Annotated in this window: 18 protein-coding genes; 17 read left to right on the top strand and 1 reads right to left on the bottom strand. The window is 32.2% G+C overall.

All coding sequences use genetic code 11. The features are described 5' to 3' along the window. Positions 1-7: 7 nt before the first annotated feature. The 9 genes from tyrS (at position 8) to ELQ16_RS03265 (ending at position 10,813) form a co-directional block, all read left to right on the top strand. Positions 8-1,210 (top strand): tyrosine--tRNA ligase, encoded by a 1,203-nt coding sequence (gene tyrS, locus ELQ16_RS03300; RefSeq protein ID WP_134238150.1) that lies wholly within the window; start codon positions 8-10, stop codon positions 1,208-1,210. Next, positions 1,210-2,307 carry a nitronate monooxygenase gene (locus tag ELQ16_RS03295; protein ID WP_134238149.1) on the top strand — a complete coding sequence of 366 codons (1,098 nt, stop codon included), beginning with the start codon at positions 1,210-1,212 and terminating at the stop codon, positions 2,305-2,307. The genes tyrS and ELQ16_RS03295 overlap by 1 nt, the downstream gene beginning before the upstream one ends. After that, the gene (locus ELQ16_RS03290) at positions 2,300-4,222 is read left to right on the top strand and encodes an N-acetylmuramoyl-L-alanine amidase (RefSeq protein WP_407919957.1); all 1,923 of its coding nucleotides are present in this window, start codon (positions 2,300-2,302) and stop codon (positions 4,220-4,222) included. Before ELQ16_RS03295 ends, ELQ16_RS03290 begins: the two co-directional genes overlap by 8 nt. Next, positions 4,222-6,057: a bifunctional tRNA (5-methylaminomethyl-2-thiouridine)(34)-methyltransferase MnmD/FAD-dependent 5-carboxymethylaminomethyl-2-thiouridine(34) oxidoreductase MnmC gene (mnmC, locus tag ELQ16_RS03285; protein WP_134238147.1), complete on the top strand. Its 1,836-nt coding sequence runs from the start codon at positions 4,222-4,224 to the stop codon at positions 6,055-6,057. The genes ELQ16_RS03290 and mnmC overlap by 1 nt, the downstream gene beginning before the upstream one ends. A gap of 295 nt (positions 6,058-6,352) precedes the next feature. After that, complete coding sequence (locus ELQ16_RS09960) at positions 6,353-6,529, top strand: hypothetical protein (RefSeq protein ID WP_166739647.1); 177 nt, start codon at positions 6,353-6,355, stop codon at positions 6,527-6,529. A 186-nt stretch (positions 6,530-6,715) separates the two neighbouring features. Next, positions 6,716-7,855, top strand: a complete 1,140-nt coding sequence (locus ELQ16_RS03280) for a hydrogenase small subunit (protein ID WP_134238146.1) — start codon at positions 6,716-6,718, stop codon at positions 7,853-7,855. Between the two features lie 2 nt (positions 7,856-7,857). Continuing rightward, positions 7,858-9,573: a nickel-dependent hydrogenase large subunit gene (locus tag ELQ16_RS03275; protein ID WP_134238145.1), complete on the top strand. Its 1,716-nt coding sequence runs from the start codon at positions 7,858-7,860 to the stop codon at positions 9,571-9,573. 11 nt (positions 9,574-9,584) lie between these two features. Then, a complete protein-coding gene (cybH, locus tag ELQ16_RS03270) occupies positions 9,585-10,280 on the top strand; it encodes a Ni/Fe-hydrogenase, b-type cytochrome subunit (protein WP_134238144.1) in 696 nt (231 codons plus the stop codon). Beyond that, on the top strand, positions 10,277-10,813 hold the full coding sequence (locus ELQ16_RS03265) for a HyaD/HybD family hydrogenase maturation endopeptidase (protein WP_134238143.1): 537 nt from the start codon (positions 10,277-10,279) through the stop codon (positions 10,811-10,813). The genes cybH and ELQ16_RS03265 overlap by 4 nt, the downstream gene beginning before the upstream one ends. On the opposite strand, the gene ELQ16_RS03260 is transcribed toward ELQ16_RS03265, so the two are convergent. Beyond that, positions 10,784-11,155: a hypothetical protein gene (locus ELQ16_RS03260; RefSeq protein WP_134238142.1), complete on the bottom strand. Its 372-nt coding sequence runs from the start codon at positions 11,153-11,155 to the stop codon at positions 10,784-10,786. The two genes, ELQ16_RS03265 and ELQ16_RS03260, sit on opposite strands and share 30 nt — an antisense overlap. A gap of 170 nt (positions 11,156-11,325) precedes the next feature. Between ELQ16_RS03260 and ELQ16_RS03255 the strand changes: the two genes are divergently transcribed. The 8 genes from ELQ16_RS03255 to ELQ16_RS03220 are packed head-to-tail and all read left to right on the top strand — an operon-like array spanning position 11,326 to position 17,707. Beyond that, positions 11,326-11,526: a major outer membrane protein gene (locus tag ELQ16_RS03255; protein WP_208335055.1), complete on the top strand. Its 201-nt coding sequence runs from the start codon at positions 11,326-11,328 to the stop codon at positions 11,524-11,526. Positions 11,527-11,586: 60 nt separating this feature from the next. Further along, on the top strand, positions 11,587-12,021 hold the full coding sequence (locus ELQ16_RS03250) for a c-type cytochrome (protein WP_134238140.1): 435 nt from the start codon (positions 11,587-11,589) through the stop codon (positions 12,019-12,021). 23 nt (positions 12,022-12,044) lie between these two features. Beyond that, entirely contained in the window at positions 12,045-13,160 is a 1,116-nt protein-coding gene (locus ELQ16_RS03245) for an ABC transporter substrate-binding protein (protein ID WP_134238139.1), read from the top strand. 20 nt (positions 13,161-13,180) lie between these two features. Then, positions 13,181-14,284, top strand: a complete 1,104-nt coding sequence (locus tag ELQ16_RS03240; RefSeq protein WP_243832580.1) for an ABC transporter substrate-binding protein — start codon at positions 13,181-13,183, stop codon at positions 14,282-14,284. Positions 14,285-14,291: 7 nt separating this feature from the next. Further along, on the top strand, positions 14,292-15,188 hold the full coding sequence (locus tag ELQ16_RS03235) for a branched-chain amino acid ABC transporter permease (RefSeq protein WP_134238137.1): 897 nt from the start codon (positions 14,292-14,294) through the stop codon (positions 15,186-15,188). 2 nt (positions 15,189-15,190) lie between these two features. Beyond that, entirely contained in the window at positions 15,191-16,258 is a 1,068-nt protein-coding gene (locus tag ELQ16_RS03230) for a branched-chain amino acid ABC transporter permease (protein WP_134238136.1), read from the top strand. Further along, positions 16,255-17,025: an ABC transporter ATP-binding protein gene (locus tag ELQ16_RS03225; protein ID WP_134238135.1), complete on the top strand. Its 771-nt coding sequence runs from the start codon at positions 16,255-16,257 to the stop codon at positions 17,023-17,025. Before ELQ16_RS03230 ends, ELQ16_RS03225 begins: the two co-directional genes overlap by 4 nt. Next, positions 17,012-17,707: an ABC transporter ATP-binding protein gene (locus ELQ16_RS03220; RefSeq protein ID WP_134238134.1), complete on the top strand. Its 696-nt coding sequence runs from the start codon at positions 17,012-17,014 to the stop codon at positions 17,705-17,707. The genes ELQ16_RS03225 and ELQ16_RS03220 overlap by 14 nt, the downstream gene beginning before the upstream one ends. Positions 17,708-17,787 lie beyond the last annotated feature (80 nt).

The following is a 17,787-nucleotide window of genomic DNA, read 5'->3' as shown; positions in this document are numbered from 1 at the left end:
GGTAAATATGGATTTAAAAAATATTATTGCTGATATAAAAAGAGGGGTTGCTGAAATCATAGATGAGGAAAAATTAGAAGCTTTGATTAAAAATTATTACGAAAAAGGTGAAAATTTTTACATTAAAGCAGGATTTGATCCTACGGCTCCTGATTTGCATTTAGGACATAGTGTGGTTTTAAATAAAATGGCTTTACTTCAAAAACATGGCGGACTTGTTTATTTTTTGATTGGAGATTTTACAGGACAAATTGGCGATCCTAGCGGAAAAAATGCAACAAGAAAAAAATTAAGCAAAGAAGAAGTTTTGAAAAACGCAAAAACCTACGAAGAGCAAGTATTTAAAATTCTTGATAAGGAAAAAACTTTTATTAAGTTTAATTCTGAGTGGCTGAATAGCTTGGGCGCTGCTGGTATAGTTGAACTGACTTCAACTTTTAGCGTGGCAAGAATGCTAGAGCGTGATGATTTTACCAAGCGTTTTAGAGAGCAAAGCCCTATATCAATATGTGAATTTTTATATCCTTTGCTTCAAGGTTATGATAGTGTAGCTTTAAAAAGCGATATAGAAATGGGCGGAACAGATCAAAAATTTAATCTTTTAATGGGAAGAACTTTGCAAAGAATTTATAACACAGGAAAAGAGCAAGCGGTTATGATGATGCCTTTGCTTGAAGGCTTAGACGGTGTTAATAAAATGAGTAAAAGTTTAAATAATTACATAGGTGTTACAGAAAAAGCTAATGATATGTATGCTAAAATATTAAGCATTAGTGATGAGTTGATGCTAAGGTATTACGAGCTTTTAAGTTTTAAAAGCACCAAAGAACTTGAGCAAATCAAGCAAGATTTAAAGCAAGGCACACTTCATCCTAAAAAAGCAAAAGAGAATTTAGCATTAGAAATTACGCAAAGATTTCATTCTGTGGCTTTAGCCAATGAAGCTAAGGCGGAATTTGACAAGGTACATAGTGCTAATGAATTGCCAAGTCAGATGGAAGAATTTAGCGTTAATGGCACTATTTGGCTTGCAAAAGCTTTGGTTGAATGCGGTTTGGAAAACTCTACTTCATCGGCAAGGAGAAGTATAGGTGCAAATGCCGTGAGTGTAAATTCTCAAAAAGTAAAAGATGAACAAATGCAATTAACTCAAGGGGAATATATTCTCCAAGTAGGTAAAAGAAAATTTGCAAAACTAAGGGTGATATAATGGATTTAAAACCTCTACAAATAGGTAAGCATACGATAAAATATCCCATTATCCAAGGTGGAATGGGTTTGGGAATCAGTTGGGATAGGCTTGCTTCTGCTGTATCTTCAAATGGTGGTTTGGGTGTTATTTCTTCGGTAGGAACAGGTTATTATGAAAATTTAAAATATGTCAGCAAGGAATTTAACGCTAAGCCCTATGGAAGCAATAATTTTTACTCACGAGAAGGCTTGCACGCTTTGATTAATAACGCAAGAAAAGTATGTGGCGATGCTCCTTTGGGTTGCAATATTTTATGTGCGAGCAATGATTATGCTAGAATTGCCCGTGATGCTTGTGAAGTGGGATTTAATGTCATTATTTCAGGAGCTGGACTTCCGACAAATTTACCAGAATTTACTGCAGATTTTCCTGATGTTGCTTTAGTTCCAATTGTTTCTTCAGCAAAGGCTTTAAAAATCATTTGCAAAAGATGGCAAGGGCGTTATAATCGCTTGCCTGATGCTGTTGTTGTTGAAGGTCCTAAAAGTGGCGGACATCAAGGATTTACTTATGAGCAGTGTTTAGATCCAAATTATCAACTTGAAAATTTAATCACCCCTATAGCTTTAGAAGCTAAAGAATGGGGAAATTTTCCTATTATTGCAGCAGGTGGAGTTTGGGATAAAAATGATATAGAAAAAATGATTTCTTTAGGTGCAAGTGGTGTTCAAATGGGAACGAGATTTATAGGAACTTTTGAATGTGATGCAAGTGATGATTTTAAAAATGTTTTACTTGAATGCAAACAAGATGATATTGAGCTGATTAAATCTCCGGTTGGATATCCTGCAAGGGGCATTAGAACCAATTTGTTAAATTTAGTAGATAAAAGAATGGGACCAAAAATTAATTGTGTTAGCAACTGTGTTTCCCCTTGTCAAAGAGGAAAAGAGGCGACAAAGGTGGGTTATTGCATTGCTGATAGGCTTTTTGATGCTTGGTCTGGAAGAAAAGAAACAGGTTTATTTTTCACAGGTGCAAATGGCTATCGTTTAAATAAACTTATTAGCGTAAAAGAATTAATTCACAAATTAGTCAATGGTGAAGATGCTTAAATTTATTTTTTTATTTTTTATTTTTTTAACTCAGTGTTTTGGAGCTTTTGAGGCTCAACTTCAAAAATTTGATAAAGAGTTTTCAAATTCCAAAACAGAAACACAAATTAAATATCACCATCATTTAAAAAGCTTGTATATCCAAAGTATTATTGATGAGGATGAAAAGAGTAAAAATGAAATTTTAAAACGCTTGGTCATTAGCTCCAAAACCTTAAACTTTGATAGCACACCTTATATTCAAGAACTAAAAGATTCTGGTGTTGACACTAAAGAATTAGAAAATTCGTTATCTTTGAAAAAAAATGATGATAAAAAGCAAGAGCTTTCTACTTTTAATACTCAAGCTAAAGAAGTAATAAGTGCTGGTCAAAATCAAAAATTATTTATTTTAAAATCATTTCCATTTCAAAATGGGATAGAACTTCTTTTAAGCCAAAAATTAGAAATTAAAGATTTGAAAAATCTTGTTTTAAAAGAGAAAGATAATTTTCGCTATATTATAGACTTTAATGCTGTTTTAGAGGGGAATCGAACGATTTATGAATTTAATAATGGAGTAAAAATCACTCTGTCACAATACGATCCACAAACCGCTCGTATTGTTTTAAATTCTAAAGAAGAATTGGAATGTGCGGTAGGTTTTGAAGATTTAAAAATGCGTTTTGCATTTAAAAAGAATGAAAAACAAGAAAACGTCAAAGTTCAAGAGTCTAAACCAATAAAAGAAAAAAAGGAAAATACTAAAACTCAAGAACCTAAGCAAATTCAAGAAAATAAACCCATAAATAATAAAAAGCAAGAAAAAACAAACACAAGTGTTAAAAAAGAAAATGATGAGAAAAAAACTAAAAATTCGGAAAATACACAACAAAAAGAAAGGAAATTAGAAATACTTAGCGTTAAAAAAACGCAAAATGCTATTATTTTAGAATTTAATGAAAAAATCTCAAAAGAGGATATCTCAAGTTTTACAATGAAGGATAAAAATACTTTTCGTTATGTTTGGGATATCAAGGCTACGCTAAAAGGAAAAAGAAAAAATTTTACTTTAAATAAAAGCGATAGTATAACTGTAGCGCAATTTAATCCAAGCACAGTAAGAGTGGTTTTAAATTCTACTTTAAATCAAAAACCAAAAGAAAAATTAAACGATACAAATTTAGAATTAAGCTATGAGCTTGAAGAACAAAGCAGTAAAAATTTAGAACAAAAAACGACCGTGTCTAAGAATTTTAAAGCAAATAAAATTATAGTAATTGATGCAGGGCATGGCGGTAAGGATAGCGGAGCTTTGGGTAATCGTTTGCAAGAAAAAAATGTAGTATTAAATCTTTCCTTAAAAATTGGAGATGAGCTTAAAAAACGAGGCTATAAAGTTTTTTATACGCGAAATAAGGATAAATTTATTAATTTAAGAGATAGAACTAAATTTGCAAATGATAAAAATGCAGATTTGTTTATTTCAGTGCATGCAAATGCAGTGCCTAAAGAAAAAGCAAAAAACACTCAAGGTTTTGAAACATTTTTCTTAAGTCCGGCCAGAAGCGAAAGAAGTAAAAAAGCTGCAGAGCTTGAAAATCAATCTGATGTCGAAGAAATGAATTATTTTTCCAAGCAAACTTTTTTAAATTTTTTAAATCGTGAAAAAATTATTGCATCAAATAAGCTTGCTATAGATATCCAAAAAGGGGCTTTAAAATCTATAAGAACAAAATACAAAGTCAGTGATGGCGGAGTGAGAGAAGCACCATTTTGGGTTTTAGTCGGTGCTCAAATGCCTGCTGTGTTGATAGAAATTGGCTATATTACTCATCCTGATGAAGGAAAAAGAATTGCAAATAAAAATTTCCAAAATTCCTTAGCAGATGGTATCGCAGATGGCGTAGAAAATTATTTTCGCAATAACTACTAATGCAAAAAGCTCGTTTGATTTTTAAGGATAATACTCCTTTTTCTTTAGATTTTGATGATTTTTATTTTAATTCCAAAGATGGAGTAAATGAGAGTAAATTTGTATACACGCAAGCCTTTGAATTTACAGAAGATGAAAATTTTATTATCGCTGAACTAGGTTTTGGCATAGGTTTGAATTTTTTTCTGAGCCTAAAACGCTTTTTAAATTCCACTAAACGCCCTAAAAGATTGTTTTATGTAAGTTTGGAAAATTTTTATATTGATAAAGAGCTTTTAAGAGAATGCTATAAAAGATTAAATCTTTATGAAGAATTTAAAGAGCTTTTGGAGCTGTTTTTAGAGTTTTATCCTAAAAATAAAGAAGGATATTATCGTTTTTATTTCAAGGATTGTTTTTTAGATCTTGTATTTAAAGATGCTGCATTTTCTTTAAAAGAGCTTGATTTTAAAGCTGATGTTTGGTTTTTAGACGGTTTTTCTCCAAGCAAGAATAAAACAATGTTTGATGAAGAAATCATTAAAGAAATCGCAAGGCTTTCTAAGATAAATACCCAAATTCTTACTTTTTCTGCATCAAGTTTTTTGCAAAAAAATCTTAAAAAATATAATTTTGAAGTGCAAAAAGTTAAAGGCTTCAAAAAAAGAGAAATGATTAAAGCGTGTTTTAAGGGCTTTGAATTTGAATGCAAAGAAGCTTATTTTTCACGCGTTAAAAAAGATTTTAAAGGTAAAAAACTTGCTATAATTGGTGCTGGAATCAGTGCCGCAAGTCTTGCTTATGAACTTTCGCTAAGGGGTTTTGAGATAGAAATTTTTGAAAAAAACACAAAGCTTTTTGAAAATGCAAGCACAAATGCAAGCGGAATTTTAAGTTCTCTTATTTTAAAGCCTGAGGTTGTTTTGGGGGAATTATCTCAAAATGCTTTTATTGAAGCGAGTAGATTTTATCAGCAAATTTTGGGTTTTAAGCCCCAAGGTGTTTATGAATTTGCTTACAATGAACTGATGCAAACGCGTTTTGATTTACAAAAAGATAATGTTTTGTTTCAAATTTGTGATAATAGAGCTTTTTTGGAAGATGGCGGTGTTATTGAACCAAAAACGATTGTAAGTGAGCTTTTAAGACTTAGTGGTGCTAAAATACACTTTGGTTATGAATTTATGCATTTTACAAAAGATGATAATAAATTTTCCTTGCATTTTAATACGCAAAATAGCAAAAGCGGCTTTGATATACTCATTTATGCTAGCGGTGCGGATACTAAAAAAATACTTTCTTATGAAGCGATGAATTTAAGTAAAGTTCGCGGGCAAGTCACGCTTTTAAAGCCTTTTTTAGATACAAAATTTGCCTTATCTTCAAAAGCTTATATTACGCCTATAAAAAATGATTTGCAATTAATTGGTGCGACTTATGATAGGCTAAATGAGGATATAAATCCTACGCAAAAAGATAATGAGGAAAATATCCAAAATATCAAGGAATTTTTACAAGGCAATGAAAAGCTTGTCGTGCAAGGTGCTAAGGTTGCTTTTAGATCTTATTCAAGCGATAGATTTGCCATTATTGGTCCAGCTTATGATGAGGAGTTTTATAAAAAATCTTATAAGGCTTTATTATGGACTAAAGATAAGCCACAAATTTTGCCACAAAATATTGAGAATTTATATCTTGATTTTGCCCATGGTTCAAGAGGATTTAGCACAGCAATTTTAGGTGCAAGATACATTTGTGCTTTGATTTGTAATGAGCCTTTAGGCTTATTTAAAAGTTTTACTCATGCTATTCATCCTGCTAGATTTTTAATGCGAAAGCTTAAAAAGGGTTTGTGAGCTTTTATAAAATATTTTCTATACGGAATAATTTTTGCTTGCGATGGCAATGTAAGTCATTAGCTGTTTTGCAAAATAGGTATTAATAAAAGGTAAATTCCATGAAAATTACAAATCATTCTTATGCAAGTAAAAATGCTGAAACAAAAGTGTTCTTGATAATGCTTTAGATAAAGCGGAGCAAGAATTATCCACAGAAGAATATTTAAATACAGTTGGGTTTGTTTGGAAAAGTCAGTCTATTATAAATTTTAGAAAAAATGGAGATGTTCGCATTAAAGATTATAATGATAAATTGGCTAAATCTAGCGTTATTGAGCAAAAAAAGAGTATCAATGATATGATTGATATTCTAAAATCTAATTCTATCCAAAAAGGCTTATTTATGGGACAAGCTGAAAGTGAGGCACATTTTAGGGCGAGGAAAAACAAGGCTATTGATTATTTAAGTGAATTACTAAAAGATATATAAGCTTAGTGTTCTTGTGTCAAGACTTTTCACCTTAAGATATTTGTTGAATTTTGTTTAATCTATTAACTATATGAATGCTTACTAACTCTTTTATATTTATCAAAACAATTCTTTATTTTTAAACTTAAATTAACTTAAAATGTCTTATCATATTGTTTGAGTATTTTAAGTCAAAAAGGAATAATTATGCTAGACTTTCATCATCTACAAACTCGTCTTAATGAGTTGGAAAAACTTCCTTCTTTAAAAAACGATTCTTCCATTACACAAGCCTTAGAAAAATCAGGTTTTACAAGAAGAGATTTTATGAAATGGGCAGGAGCTATGACGGCATTTTTGGCTTTGCCGGCAAGTTTAACTCCTATGGTAGCAAAAGCCGCGGAATTAGCCGATAGACTTCCGGTGGTTTGGCTTCATATGGCTGAATGCACGGGCTGTAGTGAAAGTTTGCTAAGAAGCGATACACCAACGATTGATAGTTTAATTTTTGATTATATTTCTTTAGAATATCATGAAACTATTATGGCTGCTGCGGGTTGGCAAGCTGAAGAAAATTTAGAAAGTGCTATTGAAAAATATAAAAACAAATACATTTTAATGGTTGAAGGCGGTATTCCTATGGGTGATACTGAACATTTTTTAACCATAGGACCACATGGAAAGACAGGCTATGAGCTTTCAAAAATGGCAAGTGAGAATGCTTTGGCTATTTTTGCTATAGGGACCTGTTCTAGTTTTGGTGGAATTCAAGCTGCAAGACCAAATCCAAGCAATGCTCAGCCTTTAAGTAAGGTAACAAGCAAGACTGTGATTAATGTTCCAGGTTGTCCGCCAAGTGAAAAAAATATAGTCGGAAATGTTTTGCATTATCTTCTTTTTGGTGAGTTGCCGGCACTTGATGTTTATAATAGACCAAAATGGGCTTATGGTTTAAGAATTCATGATCTTTGCGAAAGACGCGGACATTTTGATGCGGGTGAATTTGTGCAAAGCTTTGGCGATGAAGGCGCAAAAAATGGTTATTGTCTTTATAAAGTGGGTTGCAAAGGACCTTATACTTTTAACAACTGTTCTAGAGAAAGATTTAATCAGCACACTTCTTGGCCTATCCAAGCAGGACATGGTTGTATAGGTTGCTCTGAGCCAAATTTTTGGGATACTATGGGACCATTTGAAGAACCAATGGCAAGCCATAAATTTGATACGGTTTTTGGACTTGGTGCTGATAGCGTGTCAGATAAAATCGGCATAGGTGTTTTAACACTTACTGGTGTTGCGATTGCAGCACATGCAGTTATTGCTTCTATGAAAAAAAATGAGGAATAAAAATGAGTCAAAGAATAACAGTAGATCCAATTACAAGAATTGAAGGACATCTAAGAGTTGAGGTTGTTGTTGATGAAAACAATGTGGTTAAAGAAGCTTATGCAGGTTCTACTTTGTGGCGTGGAATAGAAACCATTGTAAAAGGTCGTGATCCAAGAGATGCGGGTTTTATGACTCAAAGAATTTGTGGAGTTTGTACTTTTTCACATTATAAAGCAGGTATTGTTGCGGTTGAAAATGCTTTAGGTATCACTCCGCCACTTAATGCGCTTTTAACTAGAACTTTGATGAATGCAGCGCTTTTCTTGCATGATCATATCGTGCATTTTTATCAACTTCACGGACTTGATTGGGCTGATGTTGTGAGCGCTTTGAGTGCCGATGTTAAAAAAGCAAGCGATGAAGCTTTTAAATACACTCCAAATCCTTATGCCACAGGTGCAGACAAATTGCTTGAAGTGCAGCAAAGACTTAAAGCTTTTGTAGATAAAGGAAATTTAGGACCTTTTGCTAATGCTTACTATGGACATCCAACTTATCGTTTAACTCCAGAGCAAAATTTAATTGTTCTTTCGCATTATTTAGAATGTTTAAGAATTCAAAGAATTATTGCACAATGTATGGCAATTTTTGGGGCTAAAAACCCTCATCCTCAAAGCTTAACCGTTGGTGGTGTAACTTGTGTTATGGATCTTTTAAGTCCTTCAAGAATGGGCGAATATATGGAAAAATTTAAAGAAGTGCAAGATTTTGTTAATCGTGCTTATTATCCTGATCTTGTAATGGCTGGAAAAGCTTATGCTAACGAAGCTAGTGTTTTAAATGATATTGGGGTAAATAATCTTTATACTTTCCAAGAGTTTCAGCTCGGCAAAAATGAGTGGTTGTTTGAAAGTGGAATCATTAAAAATGGCGATATAAGCAAAGTTTATGAAGTAGAAGAGGATAAAATCACTGAAGAAGCAACACATTCTTGGTATAAAGATAATGAGGCACTTCATCCATATGATGGCAAGACAAATCCAAATTATACAGGACTTGTAGAGGGCGAGAGTATCGATCATCATGGTAAAAATGTAACTTCAAAAGTGTTTGATACCAAAGGAAAATACAGCTGGATTAAAGCTCCTCGTTATGAAGGAAATCCTATGCAGGTTGGCCCATTAGCAAATATAGTGGTAAATTATGCTAAGGGCAATAAAAATGTTGTTCCTGTGGTCGATGAGTTCTTAAAAGAAACGGGTTTGCCATTAAATGCAGTATTTAGTACGCTTGGAAGAACTGCCGCGCGTTGTATAGAGGCAAAAATCGTTGCAAACAATGCTTTAAGAGCGTTTAATAATTTGGTAGAAAATTTGAAAGTCGATGAAAGCACTTGTGCTCCTTATGTGATTGATAATACCAAAGAATACAAAGGTCGTTATATGGGACATGTGCCTCGTGGAACGCTAAGTCATTGGTGTAGAATTAAAAATGGTGTGATTGAAAATTGGCAAGCTGTAGTGCCTTCTACTTGGAATGCAAGCCCAAAAGATGCTAACGGTATAGGTGGAAGTTATGAGCAGTGTTTGATAGGACTTAAGATCGCTGATGTAAAACAACCACTTGAAATCATTAGAAAAATTCACTCTTATGATCCTTGTATTGCTTGCGCGGTACATGTAATGGATACTAAGGGAAATAATCTAAGCGAATACAAAGTAAATGTAAATTTATAAAAGGAGCTTTTATGCAAAACCAAGAAGAAAAATTGCAAAGAAAAGCTGAATATGAATTTAGCATAGGTTTACGTTTAACGCATTGGATAAGAGCGGTTGCTATTGTTATTTTGGTAGGAACTGGTTTTTATTTATCTTATGTTTTTCAAAGTCCTATTAGCAATGGTGAGCCTGTTAATTTTATGCAGGCAAAATACCGTTTAGCCCATCAAGTGGCAGGTTTTGTACTCATTGCTTGTGTTATTTTTAAAATTTATCTTTTCTTTTTTGATAAATTAAGTCATAAAGAGCGTGTAAGCGTGCGAGATATTTTCAGTCCAAAATTATGGATAGAACAAATTAAATTTTATTTATTTTTGGGAAAACATCCACATTTAAAAGGGGTTTATAATCCTTTGCAATTTGTAACTTATTTTTTCTTTTATATCATTATAATGGGCATTATTGTTACGGGGCTTATTTTATACACCCATGTTTATCATGAGGGCTTGGGCGGATTTTTATATGGCATCTTAAGACCTATTGAAGCAATGATGGGTGGTTTGGCTGAAGTTAGGACTTTGCATAGGATATTGATGTGGATTATTATTATTTTTGTATTTGTGCATATTTATATGGCAATTTTTAATGCCATAAAAGGAAGAAATGGTGCACTTGATGCCATTGTTAGTGGATATAAATTCGAGAAAAAAGAAGAGAAAAATTGAAATTTCTTGTATTGGGTATAGGGAATATTATGTTTGCAGATGAAGGCTTAGGTGTTCATCTTTGCAAGCTTTTGGAAAAAAACTATAAATTCACTCACAAAACTCATATTTTAGATTTTGTTGATGGTGGAACTTTAGCTTTGCAATTAAGCTATATTATCGCAGAGTATGATAAGATGATAGTGCTTGATTGTATTGATGCTGACGATGGTAAGATTGGCGATGTATTTTTCTTTCCTTATGATGCGATGCCTAAAAAAATTAATTGGAGCGGAAGTGCTCATGAGGTGGAAATGCTTCAAACCTTGCAATATGTGGAGCTTATGGGAGACTTACCTCAAACACAAATTTTAGCTTGTATTCCAAAACGCATAGAAGCAATGAGTTTTACATTGTCAAAAGAAATTGTTACTGCGAGTAAAATTATGGAGAAAACCTTTCTTGATTATATAAAAAAAGAAGGTTTTGATTATGACAAAATAGCCAACCACTCTTTAGAAGAATTAGCTGAAATTTCGTATAAAAGTTTTTAAAATCACACCATCTACGCCAAGTTCATAAAATTCTTCTAAATTTTTAAAATCATCAACTAAAAATAAAATTTTACTATCAAAAAGATAAAATTCGGCTACTTTAACGGCAAATTTGGCTAGATTTTTATCTTTAAAAATTAGAAATTTGGCACCCAAGGCATTGGCGAGAAAAATTTCATTTTTATTTTCTATAAATATTGCAAATTCTTTGTGATTTGTTTTTAATTTTTGTATTAATTTTTCATTGTATTTTATGCAAAAAATTTCATCAGTATTTTTTGTAAATTCTTTAACAAAAGTAAAATTTTTACTTTCTACGAGCTTGTGTCCTAAAATCAGCATTTTTAACCTTTTTGTGTAATACTTAAAAATATCTAATTGTATCAAAATCAACTTTAAGCAATATCAAAATACACGCTTAAAGAAAAACAAGATGAAAATTTATTTTCAAATATCAAGTTAATATTTCTTTTGGTATAATCTTTGAAGTTTAAAAATATAAGGAGAAAATGATGAAAAGAATCATTTTGTGCACCATCTCTATTTTTATATTAAGCACTTTTGCACATGCTACCCCTTTAGATGATGTGTTTGAAGATGTAGAAGTTTCGGGAACTATTCGTTATCGCTATGAAAATCAAAGAGTTAAGGGAAATTTAAAGCAAAATAATAAGAAATCTAATCGTGCTACTACAAATATCACTATTAAATAAAAGATAGAAATTGTTATCATTTTTTTATATAATTGCGTTTATTTTATAAAAGGTTTTTTTATGTTTCGTATATTGTTTATACTCATTATTTGTTTTACTTTTGGTTTTGGGATTAGTTTAAAATCTCTATTTTCTTATACTTTTGATGGTGCTAGTTATGATATGGCTAAGGCAAAGGAATTGTATTTTGAAAAAAAATGCCATATTTGTCATGGCGATAATGGGGAAAAAATTGTTGCTGGTTCAAGAATACTTCGCAATATGGAGCCTGCTGATATTAAATCAGCATTGATTGATTATACGACTAATGCAAGTGGAGAACAGTCTGCTACAAGAATTCAAATGCTACCTTATGCAAATTCTTTAAGTCATGATGAGATGAATTATATTATTGCTTATTTAAAGGGTGGGAATTTTGCTATAGAGATGCAAGCAAAAGACTTGCTTGAAGAAGAGCCTGAGAAAAAAACAAAACACGGAACTTTTATTAAATGATTAATTTTAATTAAGGAGATTTTATGAAAAAAAGAAGTTTGTTATTAGGTGCTTTACTTTTGGCTAATTTAGCTTATGGTAAAGAAGTTAATTTAGGTATTGTATTGCCTTTAACAGGATCTTTAGCGGCTTATGGACAGGATGTTTATACAGGTATTGAGCTTGCCAATAAACTTAATCCTACTTTGGACAATGGAGATAAAGTAAAATTGGTAGTTGTAGATACTAAAGGGGATAAAATTGAAACTTCAACTGCGACTACAAGACTTATTTCTCAAGATAAGGTTGTAGGACTTATTGGAGAGGCTGTTACTCCAAATACCATGCAAGTTATTTCTATTGCTGAAGATAAAAAAGTTCCAGTTATTGCCCCAGTAGCTTCAGGAGATAAGCTTTTAGATAAAAAAACTTATGCAAGTCGTGTGTGTTTTATGGATAGTTTTCAAGGAGATAAATTTGCTACTTATGCCTATAAAGACTTAGGTTTGCAAAGTGTTGTTGTGATTGTAGATCAAAGCAATGTTTATTCTTTAGGACTTGCAAAGGCTTTTGAAAAAGAATTTAAGGCTAAAGGCGGAAAGGTTATTAAAAAGCTTACCATTTCTTCAGGGGATAAAGATTTTAAAGCTATTGCTTCGCAGCTTAAAAGTTTAAATCCTGATTTTGTTTATATGCCAATTTATCATCCAGAAGCTGCTTTGATTGCAAGACAAGCAAGACAAACAGGTTTTGATAAATTATTTTCTGCAGGAGATGGGGTAAATAATCAAACTTTTATCGATCTTGGTGGTGATGCTGTTAATGGTGTGGTTTTTACTGATAGCTTTGATTATAATAACCCAAGCACAAATTTGGGACGCAAATTTATTAGTGCTTATGAAAAAGAAAAAAATAGCAAAGCTTTACCTGCATTTTCAGCAATGGGTGCAGATGCTTATTATGTAATGCTTAATGCTATGAATCAATGCAAAGATAATCTTACTCCAGCTTGTGTCAATGATAAAATTCATCAAACCAATAATTATGAAGGAGTTGGTGGTATCATAAGCATTGATAAAAGCGGAAATGCTTCAAGATCAGTAGTGATAAAAGAAATTAAAAATCAACAACAAGTTTATAAAACAACAATCAATCCTTAAGGAGTTTAAAAGTGAAAAAAATTGGTTTAATTATCCTTTGTGCTTTAACTCTAAGCTTGCAAGCTAAAGAAATTAATATAGGTATAGTAATGCCCTTAACTGGTGCTACAGCAGCTTATGGACAAAGTGCGCTTGATGGGATAAAAATTGCAAATTCTATGCAAAATACTCTTAAAAACGGAGATAAAATCAATCTCGTCGTTGTAGATACTAAAGGGGATAAAATAGAATCTTCTACTGCGGCCACTAGACTTGTTTCTCAAGATAAAGTTATAGGTCTTATTGGCGAAATGGTAACGGCTAATACCTTGCAAGTAATGAGAGTAGCAGAAGAGAATAAAATACCCGTAATTGCTCCAGCTGCAACTGGGGATAAATTACTTAATAAAAAGAATTATTCTAGTCGTGTATGTTTTATGGATAGCTTTCAAGGTTCATCTTTGGCAAAATATGTTTTTTCTAAACTTCATTATAAAAATGCTGTTATTGTAATGGATCAAACGACAGATTATTCTTTAGGACTTGCAAAGGCTTTTGAAAAAGAATTTATAGCCAATGGCGGTAAAATTTTGGCTAAGTTGCGTGTGAGCTCGGGAGATAAAGATTATAAAGCCATTATTTCTCAAATTCAAAAACTAAATCCTGAATTTGTATATTTGCCAATTTATTATAATGAAGCCTCATTGTTTGTGCGCCAAGCTCAAAACGCAGGACTTAAATTGCCTATGGGTTCAGCTGATGGCGTAGCAGATGAGACTTTTGTTAAACTTGCACAAGATGCAAGCGAAGGTTATATTTTTACTGATAGTTTTGATTATAACAACCCTCCTACTAAGCTTAGTAAAGAATTTATCGGTGCTTATTCGAAAGTTAAAGGTTCTAAAGAAGTGCCTAATTTTTCAGCAATGGGTGCAGATGCATATTTTGTAATGTTTGATGCAATGAATCGTTGTGTTGATAATCTCACTCCAGCTTGTGTCAATGATAAAATTCATCAAACCAATAATTATGAAGGTGTAAGCGGAGTTATAAGCATTGATAAAAGTGGCAATGCGACTAGATCAGTAGTAGTAAAAGAAATTAAAAATCAAAAACAAAGTTATAAAGATTTAATTAACCCTTAGGAAAAAAATGGATTCTACTTTATTAATTCAACAACTTATTAATGGTTTTAGTCTTGGCAGCATGTATGCACTTATTGCCATAGGTTATACAATGGTTTATGGTGTTTTAAGACTTATAAATTTTGCACATGGCGATATTATGATGGTGGGTGCATATGCTGCACTTTTTTGCGTGACTTCTATGGGAGTCCCTTTTTTAGGGGCCTTATCTTTGGCGATGATTTTTGCAGCTTGTGTGGGTATAGCTATTGATAAAATTGCCTATAAACCCTTAAGAAAAGCTCCTCGGATTTCTTTGCTTATTACAGCTATTGGTATTAGTTATTTGATACAAAATCTTTTCAATATGTTTTTTGGTTCTACACCAAGATTTTTTGAAGTTCCTGAATACCTTCAAGAGGTGATAAATTTTGGTAGTATTAGTATGAGCGTGATTAATATAGTAATACCAATTTTAACTTTATTAATTTTACTTATTGTGCTTTTTATACTTTATAAAAGCAAGTATGGTATTGCCATTAGAGCTTTAGCTTTTGATATACATACTGTAAATTTAATGGGAATTGATGCAAATAAAATTATTGCTATTGTATTTGCTTTGGGTTCTGCTTTGGCTGCAGTTGGCGGTGTTTTTTGGGCAAGTAGTTATCCTTCCGTTGATCCTACTATGGGAACTTTAATAGGACTTAAAGCTTTTGCAGCTGCGGTTTTAGGAGGTATTGGGTCGGTTGTAGGTGCGGTTTTAGGCGGATTAATCATTGGTTTTACCGAAGTTGTTTTCGTGGCTTTAATTCCAGAAATGGCAGGATTTAAAGATGCTTTCGCTTTTATTTTCTTGGTATTTATTTTACTCTTTAAACCCACAGGAATTTTGGGTATTAATTTTGAAAAAAGTAGGTTTTAAATATGGATTTCACTAAAATTGAAAACAAGTTTTTTCATTTATTATTTTTAATTATTGCTATCGCTTTTATTATTGTTTCTCCGTATTTTTTTGATGATTATGGAGAAAGAATATTAAGCAATATTGCTATTTTTATTATTTTGGCTATCAGTTACAATCTTATCAACGGAGTTACAGGGCAATTTTCACTCGAGCCCAATGGTTTTGTAGCCATAGGAGCTTATGTAACAGCCTTGTTGCTTTTAAATAGCGAAAGCAAAATCGATCAATTTTCATTAGAGGATCCAAGCACTTTTATCTTAGCTTTTCATTCTCCAAATTTTATTTTAGCTTTATTGGCGGCTGGATTTTTTTCTTGTTTGCTTTCTTTTATTCTTTCTTTTGCTGTTTTTCGCGTAAGAGGGGATTATTTGGCTATTGTAACTTTAGGTTTTGGTATTATCATTAAGCTTTTGGCAATTAATTTTCCTTCAATAACCAATGGTTCTTTGGGGCTTACTTTAAGCTCTAGTGATTTGCCTAAGTCTTCAGATCTTATTTATTGGGCAGGTGGTATAGCAATTATTTCTGTTATTCTTATTTTAAATATTACCTATTCAAAATACGGTAGAGCTATGAAAGCCATAAGAGATGATGAGGATGCCGCTAGTGCGATGGGAATTCATACTTTTTGGATTAAAACATTAGCTTTTGGCACTTCGGCGTTTTTAGAAGGTGTAGGTGGCGGACTTTTGGCATACTTTTTAGCTTCTGTTTCTCCGGAACAATTTGACTTTTTGCTAACTTTTCAATTATTGATTATTATTGTTTTGGGCGGACTAGGATCAACAACTGGGGCAATTATTGGAGCTGTTTTGGTAATAGGTGGAAGTGAATGGCTAAGATTTTTAGATGAAAGTATGAATATTTTTGGTTATCAAACTGAAGCAAGACCAGGACTTAGAATGGTTGTTTTTTCATTGGCGCTTATTCTTGTTATGCTTTTTGCACGAAAAGGTTTAATGGGAGATAAAGAGCTTTTAGACTTTTTGAAATTTAAGAAAAACCCTAAAAATGGGAGAAAACAATGATACTTAATTTGGAAAAAATTTCTAAGAGCTTTGGTGGAGTAAAAGCTATAAATGAAACTTCTTTTTGTATCAATGAGGGTGAAATTTTTGGACTTATTGGACCAAATGGTGCTGGCAAAACTACACTTTTTAATATTATTACCGGAAATTATAAACCTACAAGCGGTAAGGTTTTTTTTAAAAATCAAAGGATAGATCATTTAAAACCACATAAAATAGTGCATTTGGGGATAGCGCGAACCTTTCAAAACATACGCCTTTTTTCAAGTATGAATGTGTTAGAAAATGTATTAATAGGTTTTAATCATCAAATGAAGTATAGTATTTTTGAAGCTTTTTTACATTTTGGGCGTTTTAGAAAAGTAGAAAAAGAATTTCAAACTAAGGCTTATGAGCTTTTAGAAGAACTTGGTATTGCGGAGCTTGCACAAGAAAAGGCTACGAGTTTGAGCTATGGACAACAAAGAAAAGTAGAGATTGCAAGAGCTATGGCGACAAGTCCAAGACTCCTTTTGCTTGACGAACCAGCTGCTGGAATGAATGGAGCAGAAAGCGATGAGCTTGCAGAACTTATTTTTAAATTAAGAAAAGATTATAAGATTAGCGTGTTGCTTATAGAACATGATATGAAATTTGTAAACAAGCTTTGCGATAGAGTTTTGGTTTTAGATTATGGTAAAACAATTTTTGAAGGCAAGGTTAGCGATGCAGTAGAAAACAAAGATGTTATAGCGGCTTATTTAGGGGATTTTAATGCTAGTAGTTAAGAATTTGCATGTTTATTATGGTTTGATTGAAGCGGTTAAAGGTATTGATTTTAAAGTAGAAACAGGACATATTGTTTCTTTAATAGGCTCTAATGGTGCTGGAAAAACTTCCACCTTAAATGCAATGCTTAATATCGTTAAAAGAAAAGGGGAGATTAATTTTTTGGGTTATGATACCAAAAGACATCTTACTCATACTTTAGTAGAAAAAGGTATAGCTTTAGTTCCTGAAGGTAGGCGTGTTTTTATTAATCTTAGCATTGATGAGAATTTAAAAATTGGAGCATTTAATAACGCTGAAAATTATGAGCACTTAAGGGAGCAAATGTATAAAATTTTCCCTAGACTTGCAAGCAAAAAGAACGCTTTAGCTGGAACTTTAAGTGGAGGAGAAGCACAAATGCTTGCTATCTCAAGAGCTTTGATGAGCGAACCTAAGCTTTTAATGCTTGACGAACCTTCTTTGGGACTTGCGCCTAAAATTGTTGGAGAAGTTTTTGATACCATAGTGCGTTTAAAAGAAGAGGGTATTACTATACTTTTAGTAGAACAAAATGCTTATTCTGCTTTAAAAATCAGTGATTATGCTTATGTTTTAGAAAATGGAAAAATTCCTATGCACGGTAAAGCTAGTGATATTATAGGTGATGATGAGATTCGCAAAAAATACTTAGGTGTGTGATTTTGTTACTAAAAGTAATTGCTTTATCAAAATCATTGAAGTATATTTATTTTCTTATAAATGTTACAAAGAGTTAAATA

Origin of the sequence: Campylobacter sp. US33a, assembly GCF_004378855.1 — a bacterium.
Taxonomy (GTDB): domain Bacteria; phylum Campylobacterota; class Campylobacteria; order Campylobacterales; family Campylobacteraceae; genus Campylobacter_D.
Note: the sequence above shows the minus strand (reverse complement) of the source record. Positions and strands in the feature narration are given on the sequence as shown.

Coding starts and splice junctions, on each gene's coding strand:
- tyrS (WP_134238150.1), top strand. CDS start 8: ATGGATTTAAAAAATATTATTGCTGATATAAAAAGAGGGGTTGCTGAA.
- ELQ16_RS03280 (WP_134238146.1), top strand. CDS start 6,716: ATGCTAGACTTTCATCATCTACAAACTCGTCTTAATGAGTTGGAAAAA.
- mnmC (WP_134238147.1), top strand. CDS start 4,222: ATGCAAAAAGCTCGTTTGATTTTTAAGGATAATACTCCTTTTTCTTTA.
- ELQ16_RS03290 (WP_407919957.1), top strand. CDS start 2,300: ATGCTTAAATTTATTTTTTTATTTTTTATTTTTTTAACTCAGTGTTTT.
- ELQ16_RS03235 (WP_134238137.1), top strand. CDS start 14,292: ATGGATTCTACTTTATTAATTCAACAACTTATTAATGGTTTTAGTCTT.
- ELQ16_RS03225 (WP_134238135.1), top strand. CDS start 16,255: ATGATACTTAATTTGGAAAAAATTTCTAAGAGCTTTGGTGGAGTAAAA.
- ELQ16_RS03250 (WP_134238140.1), top strand. CDS start 11,587: ATGTTTCGTATATTGTTTATACTCATTATTTGTTTTACTTTTGGTTTT.
- ELQ16_RS03220 (WP_134238134.1), top strand. CDS start 17,012: ATGCTAGTAGTTAAGAATTTGCATGTTTATTATGGTTTGATTGAAGCG.
- ELQ16_RS03260 (WP_134238142.1), bottom strand. CDS start 11,155: ATGCTGATTTTAGGACACAAGCTCGTAGAAAGTAAAAATTTTACTTTT.
- ELQ16_RS03230 (WP_134238136.1), top strand. CDS start 15,191: ATGGATTTCACTAAAATTGAAAACAAGTTTTTTCATTTATTATTTTTA.
- ELQ16_RS03255 (WP_208335055.1), top strand. CDS start 11,326: ATGAAAAGAATCATTTTGTGCACCATCTCTATTTTTATATTAAGCACT.
- ELQ16_RS03245 (WP_134238139.1), top strand. CDS start 12,045: ATGAAAAAAAGAAGTTTGTTATTAGGTGCTTTACTTTTGGCTAATTTA.
- ELQ16_RS03295 (WP_134238149.1), top strand. CDS start 1,210: ATGGATTTAAAACCTCTACAAATAGGTAAGCATACGATAAAATATCCC.
- cybH (WP_134238144.1), top strand. CDS start 9,585: ATGCAAAACCAAGAAGAAAAATTGCAAAGAAAAGCTGAATATGAATTT.
- ELQ16_RS03275 (WP_134238145.1), top strand. CDS start 7,858: ATGAGTCAAAGAATAACAGTAGATCCAATTACAAGAATTGAAGGACAT.